At 60.2% G+C, this 19648-nt stretch carries 21 protein-coding genes; 12 read left to right on the forward strand and 9 right to left on the reverse strand.

Annotation, left to right across the window (positions count from 1 at the left end):
* Positions 1-16 precede the first annotated feature (16 nt).
* Complete coding sequence (gene serS, locus ACLI1O_RS11065) at positions 17-1273, reverse strand: serine--tRNA ligase (protein ID WP_349839236.1); 1257 nt, start codon at positions 1271-1273, stop codon at positions 17-19.
* Between the two features lie 65 nt (positions 1274-1338).
* On the opposite strand from serS, the gene ACLI1O_RS11070 reads away from it, so the two are divergent.
* From ACLI1O_RS11070 to ACLI1O_RS11080, 3 genes are read left to right on the forward strand one after another with little or no spacing between them, the layout of a single operon-like run.
* A complete protein-coding gene (locus tag ACLI1O_RS11070) occupies positions 1339-2088 on the forward strand; it encodes a GntR family transcriptional regulator (RefSeq protein WP_349839237.1) in 750 nt (249 codons plus the stop codon).
* A gap of 27 nt (positions 2089-2115) precedes the next feature.
* Complete coding sequence (locus ACLI1O_RS11075; protein ID WP_349839238.1) at positions 2116-3165, forward strand: septum formation family protein; 1050 nt, start codon at positions 2116-2118, stop codon at positions 3163-3165.
* Positions 3166-3513, forward strand: coding sequence for a metallopeptidase family protein (locus tag ACLI1O_RS11080; RefSeq protein WP_239269314.1), 348 nt, complete (start codon positions 3166-3168; stop codon positions 3511-3513).
* Here ACLI1O_RS11080 and ACLI1O_RS11085 read toward each other — a convergent pair.
* Complete coding sequence (locus ACLI1O_RS11085; RefSeq protein ID WP_239269315.1) at positions 3510-4163, reverse strand: histidine phosphatase family protein; 654 nt, start codon at positions 4161-4163, stop codon at positions 3510-3512. The two genes, ACLI1O_RS11080 and ACLI1O_RS11085, sit on opposite strands and share 4 nt — an antisense overlap.
* Before the next feature lie 9 nt (positions 4164-4172).
* A complete protein-coding gene (gene pheA, locus ACLI1O_RS11090; RefSeq protein WP_284772106.1) occupies positions 4173-5081 on the reverse strand; it encodes a prephenate dehydratase in 909 nt (302 codons plus the stop codon).
* 33 nt (positions 5082-5114) lie between these two features.
* On the opposite strand from pheA, the gene ACLI1O_RS11095 reads away from it, so the two are divergent.
* The 3 genes from ACLI1O_RS11095 to ACLI1O_RS11105 are packed head-to-tail and all read left to right on the forward strand — an operon-like array spanning position 5115 to position 8301.
* Positions 5115-6251 carry an amidase gene (locus ACLI1O_RS11095; protein ID WP_284772105.1) on the forward strand — a complete coding sequence of 379 codons (1137 nt, stop codon included), beginning with the start codon at positions 5115-5117 and terminating at the stop codon, positions 6249-6251.
* Entirely contained in the window at positions 6248-6958 is a 711-nt protein-coding gene (locus ACLI1O_RS11100) for a CPBP family intramembrane glutamic endopeptidase (RefSeq protein ID WP_284772104.1), read from the forward strand. The genes ACLI1O_RS11095 and ACLI1O_RS11100 overlap by 4 nt, the downstream gene beginning before the upstream one ends.
* Before the next feature lie 59 nt (positions 6959-7017).
* Complete coding sequence (locus ACLI1O_RS11105; RefSeq protein WP_284849693.1) at positions 7018-8301, forward strand: LCP family protein; 1284 nt, start codon at positions 7018-7020, stop codon at positions 8299-8301.
* Between the two features lie 8 nt (positions 8302-8309).
* On the opposite strand, the gene ACLI1O_RS11110 is transcribed toward ACLI1O_RS11105, so the two are convergent.
* From ACLI1O_RS11110 to ACLI1O_RS11125, 4 genes are all read right to left on the reverse strand, one after another.
* Positions 8310-8498, reverse strand: coding sequence for a hypothetical protein (locus tag ACLI1O_RS11110; protein ID WP_284772102.1), 189 nt, complete (start codon positions 8496-8498; stop codon positions 8310-8312).
* 86 nt (positions 8499-8584) lie between these two features.
* Positions 8585-9505, reverse strand: coding sequence for a DUF5926 family protein (locus ACLI1O_RS11115; RefSeq protein ID WP_005279695.1), 921 nt, complete (start codon positions 9503-9505; stop codon positions 8585-8587).
* Between the two features lie 20 nt (positions 9506-9525).
* A complete protein-coding gene (locus ACLI1O_RS11120) occupies positions 9526-10230 on the reverse strand; it encodes a glycerophosphodiester phosphodiesterase family protein (protein WP_284783621.1) in 705 nt (234 codons plus the stop codon).
* Positions 10230-11177, reverse strand: coding sequence for an L-lactate dehydrogenase (locus tag ACLI1O_RS11125; protein ID WP_284771233.1), 948 nt, complete (start codon positions 11175-11177; stop codon positions 10230-10232). Before ACLI1O_RS11125 ends, ACLI1O_RS11120 begins: the two co-directional genes overlap by 1 nt.
* Before the next feature lie 87 nt (positions 11178-11264).
* Between ACLI1O_RS11125 and ACLI1O_RS11130 the strand changes: the two genes are divergently transcribed.
* Positions 11265-13007 (forward strand): alpha/beta-hydrolase family protein, encoded by a 1743-nt coding sequence (locus ACLI1O_RS11130; RefSeq protein WP_349839246.1) that lies wholly within the window; start codon positions 11265-11267, stop codon positions 13005-13007.
* Here the strand turns inward: ACLI1O_RS11130 and msrA are convergent.
* The gene (msrA, locus tag ACLI1O_RS11135) at positions 13004-13651 is read right to left on the reverse strand and encodes a peptide-methionine (S)-S-oxide reductase MsrA (protein ID WP_349839248.1); all 648 of its coding nucleotides are present in this window, start codon (positions 13649-13651) and stop codon (positions 13004-13006) included. The genes ACLI1O_RS11130 and msrA overlap by 4 nt on opposite strands.
* A gap of 163 nt (positions 13652-13814) precedes the next feature.
* On the opposite strand from msrA, the gene ACLI1O_RS11140 reads away from it, so the two are divergent.
* The 3 genes from ACLI1O_RS11140 to ACLI1O_RS11150 all read left to right on the forward strand — a co-directional run bounded on the left by ACLI1O_RS11140 (position 13815) and on the right by ACLI1O_RS11150 (position 17003).
* Positions 13815-14417 (forward strand): superoxide dismutase, encoded by a 603-nt coding sequence (locus ACLI1O_RS11140; RefSeq protein ID WP_284771236.1) that lies wholly within the window; start codon positions 13815-13817, stop codon positions 14415-14417.
* 125 nt (positions 14418-14542) lie between these two features.
* On the forward strand, positions 14543-15694 hold the full coding sequence (locus ACLI1O_RS11145; RefSeq protein ID WP_284771237.1) for an MFS transporter: 1152 nt from the start codon (positions 14543-14545) through the stop codon (positions 15692-15694).
* A gap of 10 nt (positions 15695-15704) precedes the next feature.
* A complete protein-coding gene (locus ACLI1O_RS11150) occupies positions 15705-17003 on the forward strand; it encodes a copper oxidase (RefSeq protein WP_411706864.1) in 1299 nt (432 codons plus the stop codon).
* Here the strand turns inward: ACLI1O_RS11150 and ACLI1O_RS11155 are convergent.
* A complete protein-coding gene (locus tag ACLI1O_RS11155; RefSeq protein ID WP_411706865.1) occupies positions 17000-18433 on the reverse strand; it encodes a TM0106 family RecB-like putative nuclease in 1434 nt (477 codons plus the stop codon). The two genes, ACLI1O_RS11150 and ACLI1O_RS11155, sit on opposite strands and share 4 nt — an antisense overlap.
* Before the next feature lie 68 nt (positions 18434-18501).
* On the opposite strand from ACLI1O_RS11155, the gene ACLI1O_RS11160 reads away from it, so the two are divergent.
* Together ACLI1O_RS11160 and ACLI1O_RS11165 are read left to right on the forward strand one after the other, a co-directional pair.
* Complete coding sequence (locus ACLI1O_RS11160; protein WP_284771240.1) at positions 18502-19134, forward strand: DUF6474 family protein; 633 nt, start codon at positions 18502-18504, stop codon at positions 19132-19134.
* A gap of 200 nt (positions 19135-19334) precedes the next feature.
* Entirely contained in the window at positions 19335-19646 is a 312-nt protein-coding gene (locus ACLI1O_RS11165; RefSeq protein ID WP_284771241.1) for a histone-like nucleoid-structuring protein Lsr2, read from the forward strand.
* The last annotated feature ends 2 nt before the right edge of the window (positions 19647-19648 follow it).

The following is a 19648-nucleotide window of genomic DNA, read 5'->3' on the forward strand; positions in this document are numbered from 1 at the left end:
GGGTTTGCTCCGCAGGCTACTGCGGCGTGAGAACATCCTTGCCCACGAATGGGCGCAGGGCCTCTGGAACAACGACGGAGCCATCGGCTTGTTGGTGGTTTTCCAAAATTGCCACAATCCAACGGGTGGTGGCCAGGGTACCGTTCAAAGTGGCGGCTACCTGCGTTTTCCCGTTCTCATCGCGGTAACGGGTAGATAGACGGCGGGCCTGGAAGGTCGTGCAATTGGAGGTAGAGGTCAGCTCGCGGTAGGTGCCCTGGGTTGGCACCCACGCCTCGTTATCGAATTTGCGGGCAGCAGAAGAACCCAAGTCACCGCCGGCGATATCGATGGTGCGGTACGGCAATTCCATCGCAGCCAGCATTTCCTTTTCCATCGCGAGGAGCTTTTGGTGCATGTCCTCGGCATCTTCCGGCTTGCAGTAGACAAACATTTCTAGCTTGTCGAATTGGTGCACGCGCAGGATGCCGCGGGTGTCCTTGCCGTGGGAACCAGCCTCACGGCGGAAGCAGGAGGACCAGCCGGCGTACTGCAGGGGGCCATTGGACAGGTCGATGATCTCATCCTTGTGGTAGCCGGCCAAGGCTACCTCGGAGGTGCCCACGAGGTAGCGATCATCGGCCGGGAGGTAGTAGATCTCATCGGAGTGCTGGCCCAAAAAGCCCGTTCCGGCCATGATCTCTGGGCGCACCAGAACCGGCGGGATCATCAGCTGGAAGCCGGCTTCCCGTGCCTTCTGCGCCGCCAGCATCAGCATGCCGAGCTGCAAAAAGGCGCCATCGCCGGTGAGGTAGTAGAAGCGGGCACCGCCGACCTTCGCACCGCGCTTGACGTCAATGAGCCCCAGGGACTCGCCGAGCTCAAGGTGGTCCTTTGGCTCGAAATCGAAGTGCGGGATCTCGCCTACTTCTTCAACGAGAACAAAGTCATCCTCGCCGCCGGCGGGCGCGCCTTCGACGACGTTATCGATCTTGTACTGCAGCTCTTCCACCGTGGCCTCAGCCGCGGCCCGAGCCTCTTCTGCTTCTTTTACCTTGGCCTTGAGCTCATCTGCGCCTTCCAGCAACGCTGGGCGTTCATCTGGGGAGGCCTGACCAATCTTCTTACCCAGGGATTTCTGCTGGGAACGCACCTCGTCTGCCTTCTGGATGGCAGAGCGACGCTTCTCATCGGCTGCGAGGAGCTGATCCACGAGCGAGGGGTCTTCCCCACGGGTGACCTGAGAGGCGCGGACAACGTCTGGGTTTTCACGGAGTAGCTTGAGATCAATCACGGAACTGATTCTAGCGCACTGCCTTTGCCTTGCCGTGGTAATAACCAGCGAATTATTATGGAATCATGTCCTCCTTAGAATTGCCGGCCCGCGAGATTAGCGATGGCCCCACCCCAAAGCACGCCCAATTGCACGATATTCTGGAGGAATTATGTAATACCACCCTCAAACCCGGTGATATCCTCCCTGGTGAGAGGCTCTTGGAGGAGACCTACGGTGTCTCCCGCATTACGGTGCGCCGAGCCATCGGGGATCTCGTTACCGCCGGTAAATTGCGCCGCGTGCGCGGAAAGGGCACGTTCGTTGCCCCCAACCCCTTGGTATCGCGCCTGCACCTGGCCTCCTTTTCCGATGAAATGAGCGCCCAGGACGTGGTGGCCTCCTCCAAGATTCTCAACAGCGGCCGCGCTAGCGCACCGGAGGCGGCCACCAACTTCTTTGGCACCCCTGCCACAGAGGAACAGATTCATTTGCGCCGGCTGCGCTTGGGCGATGGCGAGCCTTATTCCATCGATGACGGCTGGTACAACTCCACCTTTGCGCCGAGCCTGCTGGAAAATGACACCTATAACTCGGTGTACTCGATTTTGGATAAGACGTTTGGCGTCCCCATCACGGACGCGGACCAGACCGTATCCGCCATTGCCGCCAATGAGGAGATTGCGCCGCTTCTCGATGTCCCCGTGGGTTCCCCACTGCTGCACATCGTGCGCTGCTCACGTTCGGGGGATAAGCCCGTGGAATGGTGTTCCTCGGTCTACCGCACCGATAGGTACCACCTGAATACCCGGGTTTCCCGGGATACCTCAATCTAGAAAAGACCCTGCTTAAGGGGTAAGATAATGGGCCTTATGAAGAAATCACCTGCGTGGCGCTCCGCTGTGGCCGTCCAGATTGCCTTGATCTCAGCAATCGCGGCGGCCGTTTTCATGGGCATCTACGGCATTGCCAGCAACCACGGCTCCAACGGGGCCGATAATACGGCCTCTTCTGAGCAGTCCTCTGAGCGCGGTGCGGATGGCTCGGGATCTTCCGATTCCAAAACGGAGCCTTTTACCTCCGCTTCCGCCGGATCCTGCGTGACGTGGGATATCAACGAGGATGGTTCTGCCGCTTCCTTCAAGGAGGTGGAATGCTCCGAGCAACACCGCTTCGAGGTCTCCACAGTGGAGGATCTCAGCGTCTACCCCACCAGTGAATTCGGCCCGGATGCCTCGCGGCCCGCGCTTACCCGCCAGCACCAGCTGCGCGATGAGCTCTGTGAATCCGCCACGGTGAGCTACCTGCACAGCAAGTGGGATCCGCACGGCAAATACGATATTGCCTCCATCCTGCCGCCGGAATCCGCGTGGAATAACGGTGACCGCACCCTGCTGTGTGGCCTACAAACCACCGATGATCACGGCGTACCACAGTTGACCACCGGCAATGTCGAGGCCTCCGAGCAGGCCAATCTGGCTAAGCCGGGCGAGTGCTTGGCCATCGATGATCAGCAGGTACCGCGCGTCGTGGACTGCGGCCAGCCACACCAGTTGGAGACAGTATCCGTCATCGACTTGGGCAAGAAATTCCCCGACGCGTACCCGGATGGCAAGGAGATGGATAAATTCCTCTCGGATACCTGCACGGCCGCCGCCGAGGACTACCTGGGTGGGGAGGAGCAGCTCTACCAATCCACGTTGCAGCCGTTCTGGGGAACCGTGTCTGAAGAGTCCTGGAATGGCGGTACCAAGTCCGTGAACTGCTCGCTCGTCCACGCCCGCGATGATGGCGGCTTTTCCTCCATCACTGGCACCGCCACCGGTGGCCGCCAAGCGCTATCCATCGATGGCAACCCGCCGGAGGAGCGCCCAGAGCGCAACCCGATTCGCGATAATAAGCCGGCACCGTAAATGTATTCCGTTTCGGAAGAGCGCTTCGAGGAGATGGTCAATGACGCCCTCGATCAGGTGCCCGATGAATTCGTGCGCAAGATGCGCAACCTAGTGATCCTGGTGGAAGAGGAAAACCCCGATAATCCCACCTTGCTGGGGCTCTATGAAGGCGTCGCTTTGCCTCGGCGCACATTTGACCACACCGGGTATTTGCCCGATGCGATCTTCATCTATCGCAGCACGCTGCAGCGCTGGGCCACGTCAGAAGAAGACCTGGCCGAGCAGGTCAAGGTCACGGTCTTCCACGAGCTAGGCCATTACTTTGGCATGGAAGAACACGAACTGCACCAGCTGGGCTGGGGTTAGAGCTCAATATCGGCCCAGCGGGTAAGCGTCCACTCGCCAAATTTCTTGCCGCGCGGTTCCATCACGGTAAAGCGGCAATTGGGCATATAACCGGTATAGGCAAAGTCCGCGTCCGCCCCGGTGGCGTGCTTCGTCACCACCCGGATGGCGGCGCCGTGACTGACGAGGATGACATCGCGGTCATCGGCAAGCTGCGCCGCAATCTCTTCCAATGCGGGCTGGAAACGCGAAAGCACGTCCTGGAGCCGCTCGCCACCTTCCATGGCGGCCTGGCTATCGCCGTAACACCAGCCGCGCATGGCCGTATCGTGGCTGCGGTGGGCGGCCTCGCTGGCATCGAGCTCCCAATCGCCGGCGAAAATCTCCTGCACATTCGGGATGACATCGATGGGAATGGAAAAGCGCGGCAGGTTCCGCTCCTGTTCAAAGGCGCGCGCCGCCAAGGTGGCGGTCTGCTGCGCCCGCAGCGCAATAGAGCACTTGAAGTCGACCTCGCGATCACCCACGAACCCCGCTAGCTCCCGGCCCACCTCCGTGGCCTGGTTGCGCCCCAGATCCGTAAGCTCCGCGCCCGGCGGCCGGGTATCCAGCAGCCGGGATACGTTGGAATGGGTTTGGCCATGGCGCAGCAGGATGATTCTTCCAGTCATGCGTCCAGATTATTGACCCCTGCGCGCCCTCGCCACCCAGGCATCCGCCTCAGCCAGGTCCCGCGGCGGGTGGCCGGCGGGCGTCGCGGTGGGCCAGGAGCCCAAAAAGCGCAGTTCCTCCGCCCGCAACCACACCGCGCGCAGGGCCTCAGCAACCGGCTGGTCATCGATATGCCCAATCAGGTCCACATAGAAGCGGTAGGTACCAAAGGTCTGGCGAGTCGGCCGCGACTCAATCCGGGAAAGATCCACCCCACGGTGGGCAAAGTCTTGCAAGGCCCCCACCAGGGTTCCCGGCTGGTTGGGCAGGGTGAAAATGACGCTGGTGCGATCCTGGCCGGTGCGTGCGGTCGGGCGACCCGGCAGGCCTACCAACACAAAACGGGTAGCCGCGCCCTGCACGTCGGCCACGCCGCTCGCCTTGGTTTCTAGGCCGAAAAGTTCTGCCGCCCGCGCTGGCGCCGCCGCCGCGTCGACCTCCCCGCGCGCTACGGCCTGAGCCGCCGCCGCATTCGAGCTCGCCGGCACGAATTCCACGCCCGGCGCGTTCTCTGCCACCCAGCCGCGGATTTGTTGGAAGGCCACCGGGTGCGTGCTCAGGCGCGTGATGTCTTTCGTTCCCGGCCGGGTCATGATGCTGAAGGTCACGGGGATATCTACCTCGCGGTAAATCTGTACGGGATCGCCTTCTACCAACGCGTCAAAGGTCGTCGTCACCGCCCCGTCCACGGAGTTTTCGATGGCGACGCAGGCATAATCGGCCTGCCCGGCGCGCACGGCCGCCACCGCCGCTGAAGGCGAGTCCACCGGTAGGGTCTCCACGGTCTCCCCGCGCGCTTCCCACTCCGCGGCAAATTTGTGCACGGCGGCCTCCGTGAACGTACCGGCGGGGCCTAAGAAAGCGATGGTTGTAGTCATGCCCGTCACCTTAGCCCACTAGACTGGTGCGCCATGGACTTTTCCATAGAACGATTCCGCGCCGATGTGCAGGGCATGGGCCCCACAGAGCACGGTTTTACCTACCTGGATCTGCAGCGCACCCCCGCCCGCACCGGTCGACTGTGCGGGTGGGTCCTATCTGCAAAGGATCTCAACGATGTCGCGGGCATGCCCACCACCTTGGGCAATGCCAAGCGCACGTACTATCCCGCGGTCAGCGAGCCGTTCATCGCGACATTGGAAAAGCAGGGCGCGGTATTCATTGGCAAGTCCTCCACCCCGGAGTTGGGCTTGCGCGTCGATACCGAGCCGGTGGATCTTCCCCACCCCGATAATCCCCTTTATCCAGGACGCACCCCGGGCGGTTCTTCTGGCGGCGCGGCCGTCCAGGTAGCCCGCGGCCTCGTGCGCGCGGCGCAGGCCAGCGATGGCGGCGGTTCCATTCGCGTTCCCGCGGCGGCCTGCGGGGTCGTGGGCTTTAAGCCTGCGGGCAGCAACCTGGGCGCGGAGGGGTTTATCACCCGCACTGTGGCCGATAATGCCTTCCTGCACGGCCACCGCATGATCACCCCGCGCGCCCGCATTGGGCTGTTGCTTGAGCCCCTTTTTGCCGCGACTCGGGTGGAGGCCCACCACCTGCGGGCGGCACGCGAGGCCGCGGATCGCCTGCGCGCTGCGGGGTTCGAGGTGGTCCCCATTGCGCCTTATCCGCAGGCGGGGGCCACGTTTGCGCACTTCCGCGAGATCTTTACCTCCCGGTTTGTGGGGCTGCCGCAGGCAGAGGGCTACGCGGCTTGGGTGGCCCAGCAAGGCGCTACCGTATCCGCCGCAGAGCTGAACGCGGCGCAGCGCCATGTCCGCCACCTCCCGGAGCTCCTAGCGCAGCAATGGCGGGTCGATGCCATTATCACGCCCATGCTCACCGCGGATCCCCCGCCGCGGGGGCATTTCCTGTCCCTTCCGCACGCGGAGAATTTCGACGCCCAAACGCGCTGGTCCCCATGGGCCTCGCTGTTTAATATGGCCCAATTGCCCGCCATCTCTGTACCTTGGGCCATCCCCGCGCACCCGCCCGTCGGCGTGCATGTGGGAGGCATTACGCTTTCCGATGCCCAACTTTTAGGCCTCGCCCACATCCTGCACCCATGACCAAGAAACTACGCGCCGAGCTGCTCATCGTCCTCACCCTGACCTTTGGTATTTCCGGGGTCAGGGCGGTGTTGCGGCTTATCAATTCGCTGGCTGCTCCACAGGCGCTCAATGAGCAATCCGTCACGCTCAACTCCAGCCAATCCAGCCTGGCATGGGTGGATTTGGGACTGCAATTGTGCTCGGCGGCGGTCCTTTTTGCCTATGGTGCGCTGGTGATTTTCCTGCTGGCACAAGACCACATTAAACCGGCCGCCTACCGTGCCTCTGATTGGTTGCACGGCGCGGGACTCGCCGCGCTCATCGGCATCCCGGGCCTAGTTTTGTATTTCGCCGCGATGCAGTTTGGCTGGAGCAAAGAGGTCATCCCCGGTGACTTCGACAATGCGTGGTTAGAGATTCCGGTGTCCCTCATCAAGGCCGCCGCAAATGCCTTTGCGGAAGAGACCGTGGTGGTCATGTGGCTGATGACGAGGCTGCGCCAGGCGCGCTGGTCGCTGCCGGCTGCCTTGGCAGCTAGCTCCATCCTGCGCGGTTCATATCACCTGTACCAGGGGGTATCGGCCGGCTTTGGCAATATCATCATGGGCGTAATCTACGGCTACTACTATCACCGCACAGGCCGCGTGTGGCCGCTTGTCATCGCGCACTTTCTTATCGATGCGATCGCTTTCCTCGCCTATTCCTTCGGCCTTTCTGTGCTTTAATAGTGGCGTGCTCGCGAGGAAAGCGGGGGAATTGGCCGGCGCCTTGTAAGGTATAGCGCATGACTGAATCAGGACGAGATCCGCATCGGGAGGCGCGCCGCGCTGGCGATAGCTCATCCAGTGAGTTCGTCCTTGGGGCCGATGGCCGTCCCCTCAAGGACCGCTACGGTCGGCCCATCCGCCGCCGGCCGCGCACGAATCGTGCCGAGCCGCAGCAGCACATCCCGCGCCAGGAAACCCCTACCCGCTACCCCAGCCAGTACCGGGCCCAGCAGTGTTCCGCGCAGCAACCACCACAGCGGCCACAACAGCCACAGCAACGGCCGCCACAGCGATCGCAGCCGCAATCGCCGCAGCAGCTGCAACAGCGCTACCAACCACAACAAGCGCAGCAACCGCCCCGCCGCCACTCTAAACCGCATAGCCGCCGGAAAAAGACCAATCCGGTCAAGCGGTTCTTTGGGTGCGTCGGCATCTTTGTCCTCTTCGTCGTGGTCTGCAGCCTCATCTTCGCGCTGTGGGCCGATACGCGCCTGACCCGCGTGGATGCCCTCCCGGATGAGCAGGTGGCCAATACCTCCGGCACCAATTGGCTGTTGGTGGGATCCGATTCCCGCCAGGGCCTGTCCGAAGAGGATCAACAAGCCCTCGGCACCGGTGGCGATGTGGGCGAGGGCCGCACCGATACCATCATGCTCCTGCATATCCCACGCTCCGGCCGAGCCCAACTGGTCTCCATTCCGCGCGATAGCTACGTGGAAGTACCCGGCTTCGGCATGGATAAGATCAACGCCGCTTTTGCCTACGGCGGGCCAAAGCTCTTAGCACAAACCGTGGAGGGCAATACTGGCCTGCACATTGATCACTATGCCGAAATCGGCATGGGTGGTTTGGCCAATGTGGTCGATTCCGTCGGCGGCGTTGATATCTGCGTTGCAGAGCCCATCAATGACCCCCTGGCGGGCATCGATCTGCAGGAAGGCTGCCAGAAGCTAGAGGGCAGCGATGCGCTGGGTTATGTGCGCACCCGCGCCACCGCAATGGGCGATCTCGACCGCGTGCAGCGCCAGCGCGAATTCTTTGCCGCGCTCCTAGATAAGATCACTTCCCCGGCCACGCTGATTAACCCCTTCCGGTCGATTTCCCTGATTAACCACACCGCCTCCTCCTTCATCGTGGGCGATGGCGACCACGTATGGCACCTGGCCCGCGTGGCGCTTGCGATGGGCTCCGGCGTAGATACGGAAACCGTTCCCATTGGCGGGTTCCAGGACACCGTCGTGGGCAATGTCGTGCTCTGGGACGATGAAGGCGCCCAACAACTCTGGGACTCCATGAAATAGGCCTGAACTCAATCTTCGTATCGGAAAAACGTTATTGAGAAACCAGCAAGTGTGGTTGCTATGAAGAATTCAAGGAGAATTCTCCACTCCACAGGATCCATAGAGAACATCCTAATTATGCCAAGGATGAAGGCTATTGCGCCGGCGGCTGCGAAAGCCCAGGCTATGCGCCGAGGCCCTGAGTTTTTCTTGTTCATGCCTTAACTCGTCCTAGCTAGATTGCGAAGAAAACGGCCCTTTCCTCCTCGTACTGTAGGGAAAGGGCCGCTTTGGTGTGGTTCGTTTAGCGCAACGTCACCTGGCGGGACTTGATGTTTTCTAGCTGCTTGCGCTCTTCTGCGTTCAATTGCGCGTCATTGGAGATTTCTTCTTCCAAGGCCTTATCTACGCCCGCGAGCTTGTCCTCATAAGAAGAGTAATCAACCTCGGGCTGCACGTCAAAGACGGGAGCGATGAGTCCGTGGGTGCGGAAGACTCCGGCGAACTTGGTGTCCTCGCCCAGGTTCAGCTCGCCGCGCGCGGCGACTCGCGCCAGGGCGTTGAGGAATGCGGCCTCATCGTCGTTCGGGCGCACCCAGCGCACGTGCGCTTTGCCGCCGCCGGCATTGGCCCAAAAGGCGGTACCGGTAATGTCCTTGCCCACCTGGTGGGATTCGATGACCGAGTCATTGGCGGCGCGCATGGACTGCGATACCTCAGGGGTGACCTGCGCGCCTTCCGGAATCCACCAGCTGAAGTCCTGGTGAACTTCGATGTCGAGGGTGGTTGCGGCATCGATAAGCTCACTAAGCTCTGGCTGCGAACCATCGGCCGCGGTCGATTCCAAGGTAGAGCCTGGCTCGTTGTTCTTTACCCAGTTCAGGGCGAAGGCCAGATCCCGGCCGGGGTTATGAGTGTGGGACTGCACCTGCAGTGCCACAAAAGCATCGCCGCCGAATTCCTCATCGCGGATCAGCGCCGCGGTGGCGCCCGGGAGGACGGTAGAGACGTAGACGTTCCTATCGCAGCCCTTCACGTCGAGCTTCGCAAAAGCGGAGGGCACGAACTCTTGCATGGCAACGAGGGAAGCCTCCGCCGCAAGGCCGCTATAGGGGCGTGGGTCCTTTTCTAGGGCGGCGCGCTCTTTGGCGCGGGCAGCAAGCTTCGCCTGACGGCGGGACATGCCCTCAGGCAGGTCTTCTTGTTTCTTTTTCTTCTTGGCCATGCCTCCAAGATACCTGCTTTCTACAGCTCAATAGCGCGCAGGGCCACCTCCGGCTGATTGGTGGCAAGCATGTCCACGCCATTGGACCAGGCCCACTTCATGTCCTCCGGCTTATCAACGGTCCACATATACGTGGGCAAACCCTGCGCACCGATAATGGCCGCCTGCATCTTGGCGCGCAGCAGGGAAACCCCCAGGGCGCTCGGCCGCGACCACATGAAATCCGAGCGATTGAAATGGCGTTCCCAATCTCGGCGCAGGTAAATGCGGTCAATATGCGGTGCCAAAATTTTCATGCGCCGGATGGCCTTATGGGAAAAGGAAATAACGTGAAGGCGCGGATCCTCATCAAGCCCGGCGGCGCGCAGTCGTTCCATGACCCGCTTTTCCAAGGCGCTACCTTGCCCAGAGGGGTGCTTGGTTTCAATATAAAGGTGGTGAGGCTTGTCCTCCAGCATGGCCAAGAGGTCATCGAGAAGCATCATGCGCTGCCCCTTGCCGATGTCGACCTCGCTCAGCTCCCGCCAGTCCATCGCCGAAACTCGCCCGGCGCGCCCCGTCGTTCGCTCCAAGGTGGGATCGTGCTGGACTACCACCTTGCCGTCGCGGCTTAACCGCACATCGCACTCCACGCCATGGATAGGAAGCTCCATGGCCTTTTCAAAAGCTAAGGGGGATAGCTCCGGGTATTTTCCGGAATATCCCCTATGCGCGACGATGTGCACTAGCCAAAGAACTTTTCTTTGATGTCATTGAGCGTCTTTGCAGAAGCGTCGAAGCGCTCCTTTTCGTGCTCGTTGAGCTGCAGTTCTACTGGGCGCACGATGCCGGTGCGGTTCACGATGGCCGCGGTGCCGATGTAGAGGTCCTCCACGCCGTACTCGCCCTGCAGGTAAGCAGAGACGGGAAGCGCCACGTCCTGGTTCTGGATGATCGCGGCGGTAATGCGTGCAAGCCCCATGCCGATGCCGTAGGAGGTCGAGCCCTTTGCATCGATAATGGAGTAGGCGGCGTCGCGGGTTTCTTCAAAGATCTTTTCAATGCGCTCGGCGTATTCCGGATCCTTTTCCAGCTTCTGCGAAAGCGGCACACCGGCAACATTCGCGGTGGAGACGGCCGGTAGCTCAGAATCGCCGTGCTCACCAATGATGTAAGCGTGTACGGACTTCGGTGCCACGCCTTCCAATTCACCCAGCATGTAGCGGAAGCGCGCGGAGTCCAGAATCGTACCGGAGCCGATGACCCGCTTGTGGTCAAAGCCGGAGGCCTTCCATACCGCGTAGGTCAGGATATCGACCGGGTTGGAGGCGACTAGGAAGATGCCGTCGAAGTCATTAGCAATGACATCCGCGACGATGCTGTTCATGATCTTGACGTTCTTATCCACCAGGTCAAGGCGGGTTTCACTGGGCTTTTGGGCAGCGCCGGCACAGATGACGACCATGTCAGCGTCCGCGCAATCCGCGTAGGTGCCCTTGGTGACGCGGGTGCGCTGTGGCGACCAGACTACGCCGTGGTTGAGGTCCATGACATTGCCTTCCAGCTTCCGCTCATCGATGTCGATGATGGCCAGGTGGTCGACGATGCTCTGGTTGACCAGTGCGTAGGCGTAAGCGACTCCCACGTCACCCGCGCCAATGAGAACGACTTTATTTCCTACATGCTTTGCCATAACCCCATTGTGCAACGCTTAGCGGGGTTTTGCATGCGGATTGTTTCACACTGCGCAACGGAACATGTTCTGGGATAATGGGCAACCATGAAACGCGCCTTCAGCCGCGCTGCACTAATTTCTCTTGGCGTAGTCGCGGATCTCACGCCCGTCGTCCGCATGACCAGCCGACAAACGTTGCCGCCTCATATGTCGGCCGGGATTTTAGGCGCAGAGCTGGCCACGTGGGCCGCGGTATCCCCGTCCCTGCTGCCCCGCCCGTGGTGGGTAACGGCGGCAAATGTATCTATCGGGCAGGCCATCGGGCACCTCGGGGCGGCCTCGACGAGCTTTGTGCTCAACCGGCTGGGCAAACGCCCGCAAGACCGTTTGGGCCCGCAGCACCGCCAAATCTTGCACTTAGCTATTGGCGCCGGCACCGCCTTCAACGCGGCGCTCTCGCTGCGCAACCAGGAAAAGCAGGCGGGTCTGGTCAATAAGCAATTGGTTCGCGGTCCGGCTACCGCGGCCATCGGCCTAGCCGCCGGCACCGCCGGATACGGCGCCCTGCTCTTGGTAGGCGAGGCCGCACAACTAACCGTGACCAAGTTATCGCGTCAATTGGGTCGCTGGGTTCCAGCACTCGTGGCCTGGCCGGTCGTCACCGCAGGTCTAACCTTGGCCGCGGTGGGGCTATCGGACCGCGTGGTATTCCGTCGCTGGATCCGTTCGCTCTCCCACAAGGCACAGCGCTTAAACAAGCAAATCTTTCCCGGTACGTCGATGCCCTGGGAGCCGGAGCGCTCCGGCAGCCCATGGTCACTTGAACCTTGGTCCGCGCTGGGGCAACAAGGGCGGCGTTTTGTCTCTAACGGTCCGCGCGCCCGCGATATTCGCACCGTCACCGGCGCTCCCGCCAAAGAACCCATCCGCATTTATGCCGGCTATATCCCAGGGCGCTCCTTTGCCCAAGCGGCGAAGAAGGTGCGCTCAGAATTGCAGCGCACCGGTGCGCTGCGCCGGGATACCATCGTCATTCAGATGCCCGCGGGATCCGGGTGGATCAATAATTGGGGCGCGAGCTCCTATGAGTTTTTAACTGCCGGTGATTGCGTCACCGTCACCATGCAGTATTCCTACCTGCCCTCGGTTTTTGCCTACCTCGTGGATAAAAACGCGCCCAAGCGCGCCGCGGCCGAGCTCATTTCCGTGGTGCAAGAAGAAATTGACAAGCTCCCAGAAGAAGACCGCCCGCGTCTCTACCTTGCGGGAGAATCCTTGGGCGCCTACGCCATTATGGAAAACTTCCAGAACAAGGAAGAACTTCTCGCCGCCTGCAGCGGCGCGGTCTTTTCTGGCCCGCCGCGGATGACGCGCTTTACCCAGCGCCTGCGCCGCGATATCGGCTCGCTCGAGCGACTTCCCGTCATCGATGGCGGACAACACGTCCGCTTTGTTGCCCAACCGGAGCACTCGCGCCGCGATGCCTTTGGCAACGATTTTTCCTCGAGCTGGCGCCGGCCCCGCGTGCTCATTGCCCAGCATGCCTCCGATGCCATCGTGTGGTGGGACCTAAACCTAATGTTCCGCCGCCCCACCTGGATGCACGAACCCCAACCGGAAACACTCCGAGCGGATACGCTCCGCCACCTGCGCTGGGCGCCGTTTATTACTTGGTGGCAGATTGGCCTAGACCAGATCAACTCCCTAAACGTCCCAGGCGGCCACGGGCATAATTATTTTCAGGAGATGCTCTGGTACTGGAACGAGGTCCTAGGCTCCCAATCGCGCCTGAACCTCACTCCAAAATTAGCCGGAAAAATCGCCGGATTTATCCGCCTCGACGCCTAATCGCACTTCACACCAGTGCTGTGGTGCGGGCAGTACCCGTTCGGCACCTTGTGCAGGTACTGCTGGTGCTCGTCTTCGGCCAGGTAGTACTCGCCAGAGTCCGTATCAGCTAAGCGTTTTACTTCGGTCGTGGTTTCCCCAAAACCAAATTCTTTGAGTTTATTCGCGTAGCTATCCACGATTTTTTGGATCTCTTCCCGCTCTTCTTCGGTACGGGGATAAAACGCGGAACGGTACTGCGTGCCCACGTCATTTCCCTGGCGGAAGCCCTGCGTCGGATCGTGGGCTTCCAGGGCCTTCACCACGAGCTCGCGCAAGGAGATCTTCTCTGGGTCGTAGGTAACTTCCACGGTTTCTGCATGGTTTGTTTGCCCGCGGCAGACCTCATAATACGTGGGGTTCGGGGTGGTGCCGCCGGCGTAGCCCACAGATGTGGACTCGACGCCATCGGTCTCCCAAAACATCTTTTCCGCACCCCAGAAACAGCCCAGGGCAATCAAAATCGATTTCTGGCCGTCCTTCCACGGGCCGGTAATTGGGGTATTCAGCACCGCGTGCGGGGCTGGGTCCAAGACCGGCTCGCTGCGGCCCGGCAAGGCATCTTCCGCAGCCACCATCTTCGGTTCTGGTTTAAACATCCACATCAGTTAAAGCTCCTTTCTCCATTTCCCTAATAACGTTGTACTGGGCAAATAGATTCCCGGGCCACTAAATATTCGCTGTAATTGCAGATTTCAAATTAATCATGGCGAAATCTTTCGATCGTGCCTATCATCGGGACACGTACCCGAAGAAAGGATTACACAAATGGCTGTTTACGAACTTCCTGACCTCCCATACGCATACGATGCACTGGAGCCACACATCTCCGCAGAGATTATGGAGCTCCACCACGACAAGCACCACGCAACCTACGTGAAGGGTGCTAACGCTGCCCTCGAGGCACTGGAAGAGGAGCGCAACGGCGAGGCTAACCCAGACCGTATCCGCGCCCTGTCCAAGAACTTGGCATTCAACTTGGGTGGCCACACCAACCACTCCATCTTCTGGAAGAACCTGTCCCCGAACGGTGGCGGCCAGCCCACCGGCGAGCTGGCAGAGGCTATCGACCGCGACTTCGGTTCCTTCGAGAAGTTCCAGGCACACTTCGCTGGTGCCGCTACCTCCCTGCAGGGTTCCGGCTGGGCAGTGTTGGGTTACGACCACATCGCTGACCGCCTGATCATCGAGCAGCTCACCGACCAGCAGGGCAACGTTTCCGTTGACTTCACCCCGCTGCTCATGCTCGATATGTGGGAGCACGCTTACTACCTGCAGTACAAGAACGTGAAGGCTGACTACGTCAAGGCCGCATGGAACGTCTTCAACTGGGACGACGTTGCAGAGCGTTTCGCTGCAGCTAAGAAGTAACGTTTAACTTAGTTACTTTCTGCCGCCTTTCCTTACTGGAAGGGCGGCATTTTTATGTTTGCGCTAACCCCATCAAGGGTGTGGCGCAATTTACACCGCCGCCTGTGAGGAGAATGCTGGTATGCATGACCAGAAACCGGCGCGCCACCATCGCCATGCTCCTTTTGGGCTTGGCGGTGTTTTCTAGCCTCTATACCACCCAAGCAATTTTGCCCACGTTGGTAACGGATATGGGCATCTCACACACTGAGGCGGCCATGACCGTGTCGGCCGCCACCGGCGCGTTAGCCATCTGCGTGGTTCCGGCGTCCATCCTTTCTGAGCGCTATGGGCGCGGGCGAATCCTCCTCATTTCTGCCATCGCCGCCACCATCCTGGGCCTCGTGGTGCCCCTAGCCCAAGAGGGCTGGCAGCTCATTGCCCTGCGCGGGCTGCAGGGCGCGATGTTATCTGGTGCTCCGGCGACGGCCATGGCCTGGCTATCAGAAGAGCTCGAGGATCATGCTTTGCCTAAGGCGATGGGCCTTTATATTGCCGGTAATTCCGTGGGCGGGCTCACCGGCCGCATTATTCCCGCTGGCTTGGTGGAGTTTTCCTCATGGCGCTGGGCGATGCTCGGTTCCGCCGTGGTCTCCCTGGCCTTTGCCATCACCTGCTGGCTCCTCCTGCCCGCCCAGCGGAATTTTCACCCCAAGCCAATTCATTTCCGCTCCGAGCTGAGCGCGGTCTTTGGGCACTGGGCAAATAAGGATCTTGCCACACTATTTATCGTTGCCTTTTTATCCATGGGCACGTTCGTGTCCATGTATAACTTCCTCACCTTCCGCCTGACTGGGGATTTTGGCCTGTCGCCGGCGCTGGCTGGTTTTACCTTCCTGTTTTATCTCTCTGGCACGTGGTCCTCGGCTCGGGCGGGCACGCTGGTCGCGCGCATTGGGCACGGAAAAACGATGGTCGGTTCCGCCGCGCTCTTTACCGTGGGCATTATCCTCTGCGCCGGCAACCTGGCAATGACGCTTATTGGCATGGTGTGCCTGACCATCGGTTTCTTCGCGGTGCACTCCACCGCATCTGGCTGGGTGGGGCAACTGGCCACCCACGACCGCGCCGAGGCGTCCTCAATGTACGTTTTCTGCTATTACCTGGGCTCATCCATCGTGGGCGCCTTGGCAGGCGTGCTTTTCGATGCCCTCACCTGGCACCAATTCATCGCCTGCTTCGCCGCCTTCGCACTCGCTCTCACGGGGTTGACTTGGACCAAGGTTAAATCCGACTAAACTCGGTTTTATGCCTCAAGATAAGTGGTCGAGCCGCACCTGGCACCGCAAAGCCTCACGCCCCGTGTCCATCTGGATGATGGTCTTCATCGTGGTGGGCGCAGCACACATTTTCGTGCCCAATTATCGCTGGGTACTAATCCACCTCTTCACGTTGGGCCTAGTCACCAACAGCATCCTGGTGTGGTCGCAGCACCTCACGAAAAAATTCGTGCAACAAAAACTGCCGGATTCCGCCCGCCCCAAACAGCTCGCGCGCATCTATATCCTCAATATCGGCATCATCATCGCCGTCGCGGGCCAAATCCTCGTGCAATTCTGGGCTCACCACTGGATACTGACCCAGATCGGTGCCACGCTTATCGCGCTTACCGTTTTATGGCACGCGGTGGCCTTGTTTACCCAGTGGCGCTCCGCTAAGGATAAGCGCTTCCGCCCAGTTGTCGGCGCCTATGTACTATCCGCGCTGTGCCTGCCGGTAGGTGCAGTCTTCGGCGCAATCCTGGCCATTCACCCGGGCGATCCGCAGTTGCTCTTGGCCCATATCGCCGCCAATATCGGCGGTTTCATCGGCCTTGCCGCGGCAGGTTCGTTGACCATTCTCTTTCCCACCATCTGGCGCACGCAGGGCACCAATGAGCGCATGTCCTCCTCGTTCCTGCTACTTACCCTGGGCGTGGTGGCAACGACGATCGGCGCGTTCCTGAACTTCCCGCAGCTCGGGCTGATTATCTATTGCATCGGCTGGATCTTGAGCCTGCAGCAGTGGCTCGGCAATGTCATCGACGTCGCCCGCGCACCGCGCGACCGCGTTAACTTTGCCTCCGTCTCGGTGCTGATGGCCGCGCTCTGGCTGGTGCTTTCCCTGACGTACTACACCACGCAGCACTTCCTCGTGGCAGAACCAGGGCTTCCCACGCTCGGCCTCGTGGTGGGCTTTGCGGCGCAGCTGCTCATCGGAGTCATGAGTTATCTTCTTCCCACCACCATGGGCGGCGGCCCCGGCGCGGTCCGCGCAGGACTGCAAGAGCTGGATCGGTGGGGCCTATTGCGCGCCACATTCGTCAATGGCGGCCTGCTTATCTGGATCGCCACGGATATCTCCGTGCTCAAGGTAGTGGCCTCGCTGTTATGCATCGGCTCTTTGGCGGTCTACCCCATATTCATCGCCCGCGCGGTCAAGGCCCAAAAGCAGGTGTTGATGAAAAAGGCGGAAGGTCCCGAGCCAAAAACCACCGCGGACTGGAACCAAATCTATATCGGCATTGGCATCCTGCTGTTCATATATGTCTTTATTGCCGCGCTCTAGAGCTCCGGGATTCCCGGCGCGCCGTCGCTCATCCACTCACGCACTATCCGGGTGGCGTGCACATCGCCGGCGTTATAGTCCAAGAGGCGCTGCCGGACGCTCATGTCGCCGGCCAGGGCCTCCCGGCGCGCGTTCACGGATTCCTCGCCATCAAATTCCTCGTCCGGCCACCGGAATCCCGCCACTGGGGCCACCACTTTGAGCCCCAGCCCAAAGGGCCCCGCGAAGGATCTCTTCACGTAGGCAAACATATCCACCCACTCCGGGGAAGAGATAAAGTCTTCTACGTCCCGTTCATCTACCTCCCGGAAGCGCTGCGCGGAACGGCGCATCCAGTGGTTCTCGCCGTGGGCGGAATAGCAATAAGCGGCAAAGGTCTTGCCCTCCGCATGCGCTGTATCGCGCAACCGCATCAACCACCGCCAAAATTCGGCGAAGATCTCCGCCTCAGCGCGCCCGCCTAGCGGCTCCCAGGTCACGAAGGGGTGGTACTCGCCCTCGAACCACGCGCCCCACAGGTAAGCGCCCTGGTCCATGTAGGCTTCCATGTCCACATCCACCTCGACATCCGCGCGCGGCACCGCTGTATCCCCGCGGCGCAACAGCGTCTGACCGGAGCGCCACGCGGCCGCGAGGCGGGAGGGCTCGCCCGCATTGGCATCGATAAGCGCCTGCACCGTGGTAATGCCGCGCTCGCGAAAGGGGCGGGCGAGATCGCCCGGTAAGAAAAGGGAAATATCGTCCGCCGCCACCAGCTCTTGCTCGCACAGGGGCCAGAACCTACAACTCGCGCATTCCTTGACCCGCACCGGCGCGGTGGGAAGCGGCTTATCCCAAGCGCGCTGCACGTCAAACTTCGCCGTCTCCGTGAAAAAGGCCTGCTGGCGGTCCTGCCCGATGGCACCGCCGCGCCCAGAGTTCAGGCCCATGTCTTCCAAGGCCTGGGCGGCGAGCGCCAAACGATACCCATCGACGGCATGGTGGCGGGACTTATACGGAACCTCCATAGGCTCGCTCAGCCCAAGGCGATGGGTGGGCACGGCAAGCGTGGTTTTCTTTGGGTTCTTGCGCGCGACGCGGTGGTTGCTCACAATAATGGGGGTATAGGAGCTGCCCTCTCGGAGTAGCAATTCCACGTGTACTTTCCACTTTTCGGTGGCAAAGACCGCATTGGTGATGTGGGTATAGCCGGAGGCAATGGCCTCCAGCGTGGCCATGGCGCGTTCCCAATCATCGCCTTCTAGATCGATGCGCCGGAAACGGCCAGGGGCTTTGCGCGGGAATAATTCCATGACCGCGTCTACGGCGGCGCTGTGGCGTTCGGCCCTAGCGATCGAGGATCGGGTGCGCGGAATCTCCGGGTGGGCGCGCCGCTGCACCAAGCGATAGCGGCACCCAACGAGATCCGAAGCTACAACGACATCCTCCACACCGGGTGAGCTTAATAGAACAGCAAGGTAATGTTGAATCCAGACTCGATCAAACGTAAGGGAAAATAATGAGTATCCTCAAGAAATTGAAAAAGGCTCGCCAAGAAGCGCGTGCGCAGGCCAAGGCGGCAAAGGCGCGCGCCAAGGCTGAGGTAAAGGCCCAGTCGAAGGATCGTCGCCGCCAACAAAAGCTCCTTGCCAAGCAAGAAAAGCACCTTGTTAAGGCCGAAGAAAAGGGCCTCAAAAAGCGCCGGAAGCACGAACAAAAAATGGCGGAAAAAGAACTGGAAAAGTTGCGCGAGGGCCACTTTAATTCTGGCAAGGTCAAGCGCTATGCAGGCGCATTGCGCACCGCCGCCCCGCTGTTGCTTCCCCTCGTTTATCGCGCATTTGTGGGCCTTAAGTCCGAAAAAGAAAAGCGCAAGGCTCACAAGGCAGGCGTGAGTTCCGCGGAAATGGCCTCTTTTTCTGGCTATGGCGCCCCGCTCAAGGCCCGCACCGCCGGCATCCGTAATTCCCTCAAGGATGTAGATCTGCCCGCCGGCTTCAAGCGCGACGTGCGCGAGCGCCTCGAGGAGGTTGATTCCGCGATCGATAACGCCGAATTCATGACGGAGCAGCAGCGCCGCCGTGCACATAAGACCATTAGCGGAGAGATCGATTCCGTTACTGCGGAGATTCAACAGCGCCTGGGCGCTTAATTTCTCTTTTTCTTTCTACCAATCGCCGTTCACCTTTCTTTAAGGTGGCGGCGATATTTTTTACGCGAGCGCCAATAAGTAAATTTTTATTGTCTATTAATTTCCACACTGGTAGAATTGAATTAAAGTTAATTCAGATTCCAAATGCCGGTATTAGGCAAACATATCGACGCAATAAACCATGAAACCATGGAGGTACTATGGCACGCCGCGAAATCACGCAATTTTATGATGACCTAGATAATAAACTCATTGGTGAGGATGAATTAGAAGTAGTTCGCTTCAGCGTCAACGGACGTAGCTACCTCATGGATCTATCTCGCGACAATGCTCGCCGCTTCCACGAGGCAATCGCTCCCTTTGTCGAGGCCGCACATGCCGCCCCCGATGCCGAGTCCCCACAGGTCGATCCCCGCAAGGTCCGCGAATGGGCAAAAAAGCAGGGCCATGACGTAGCGCGCCGCGGCAAAATCCCCCAAGACATTATCGACGCCTACAACGCCGCCCACTAGAC

It is taken from the genome of Corynebacterium sp. LaCa78 (assembly GCF_046717505.1).
Taxonomy (GTDB): domain Bacteria; phylum Actinomycetota; class Actinomycetes; order Mycobacteriales; family Mycobacteriaceae; genus Corynebacterium.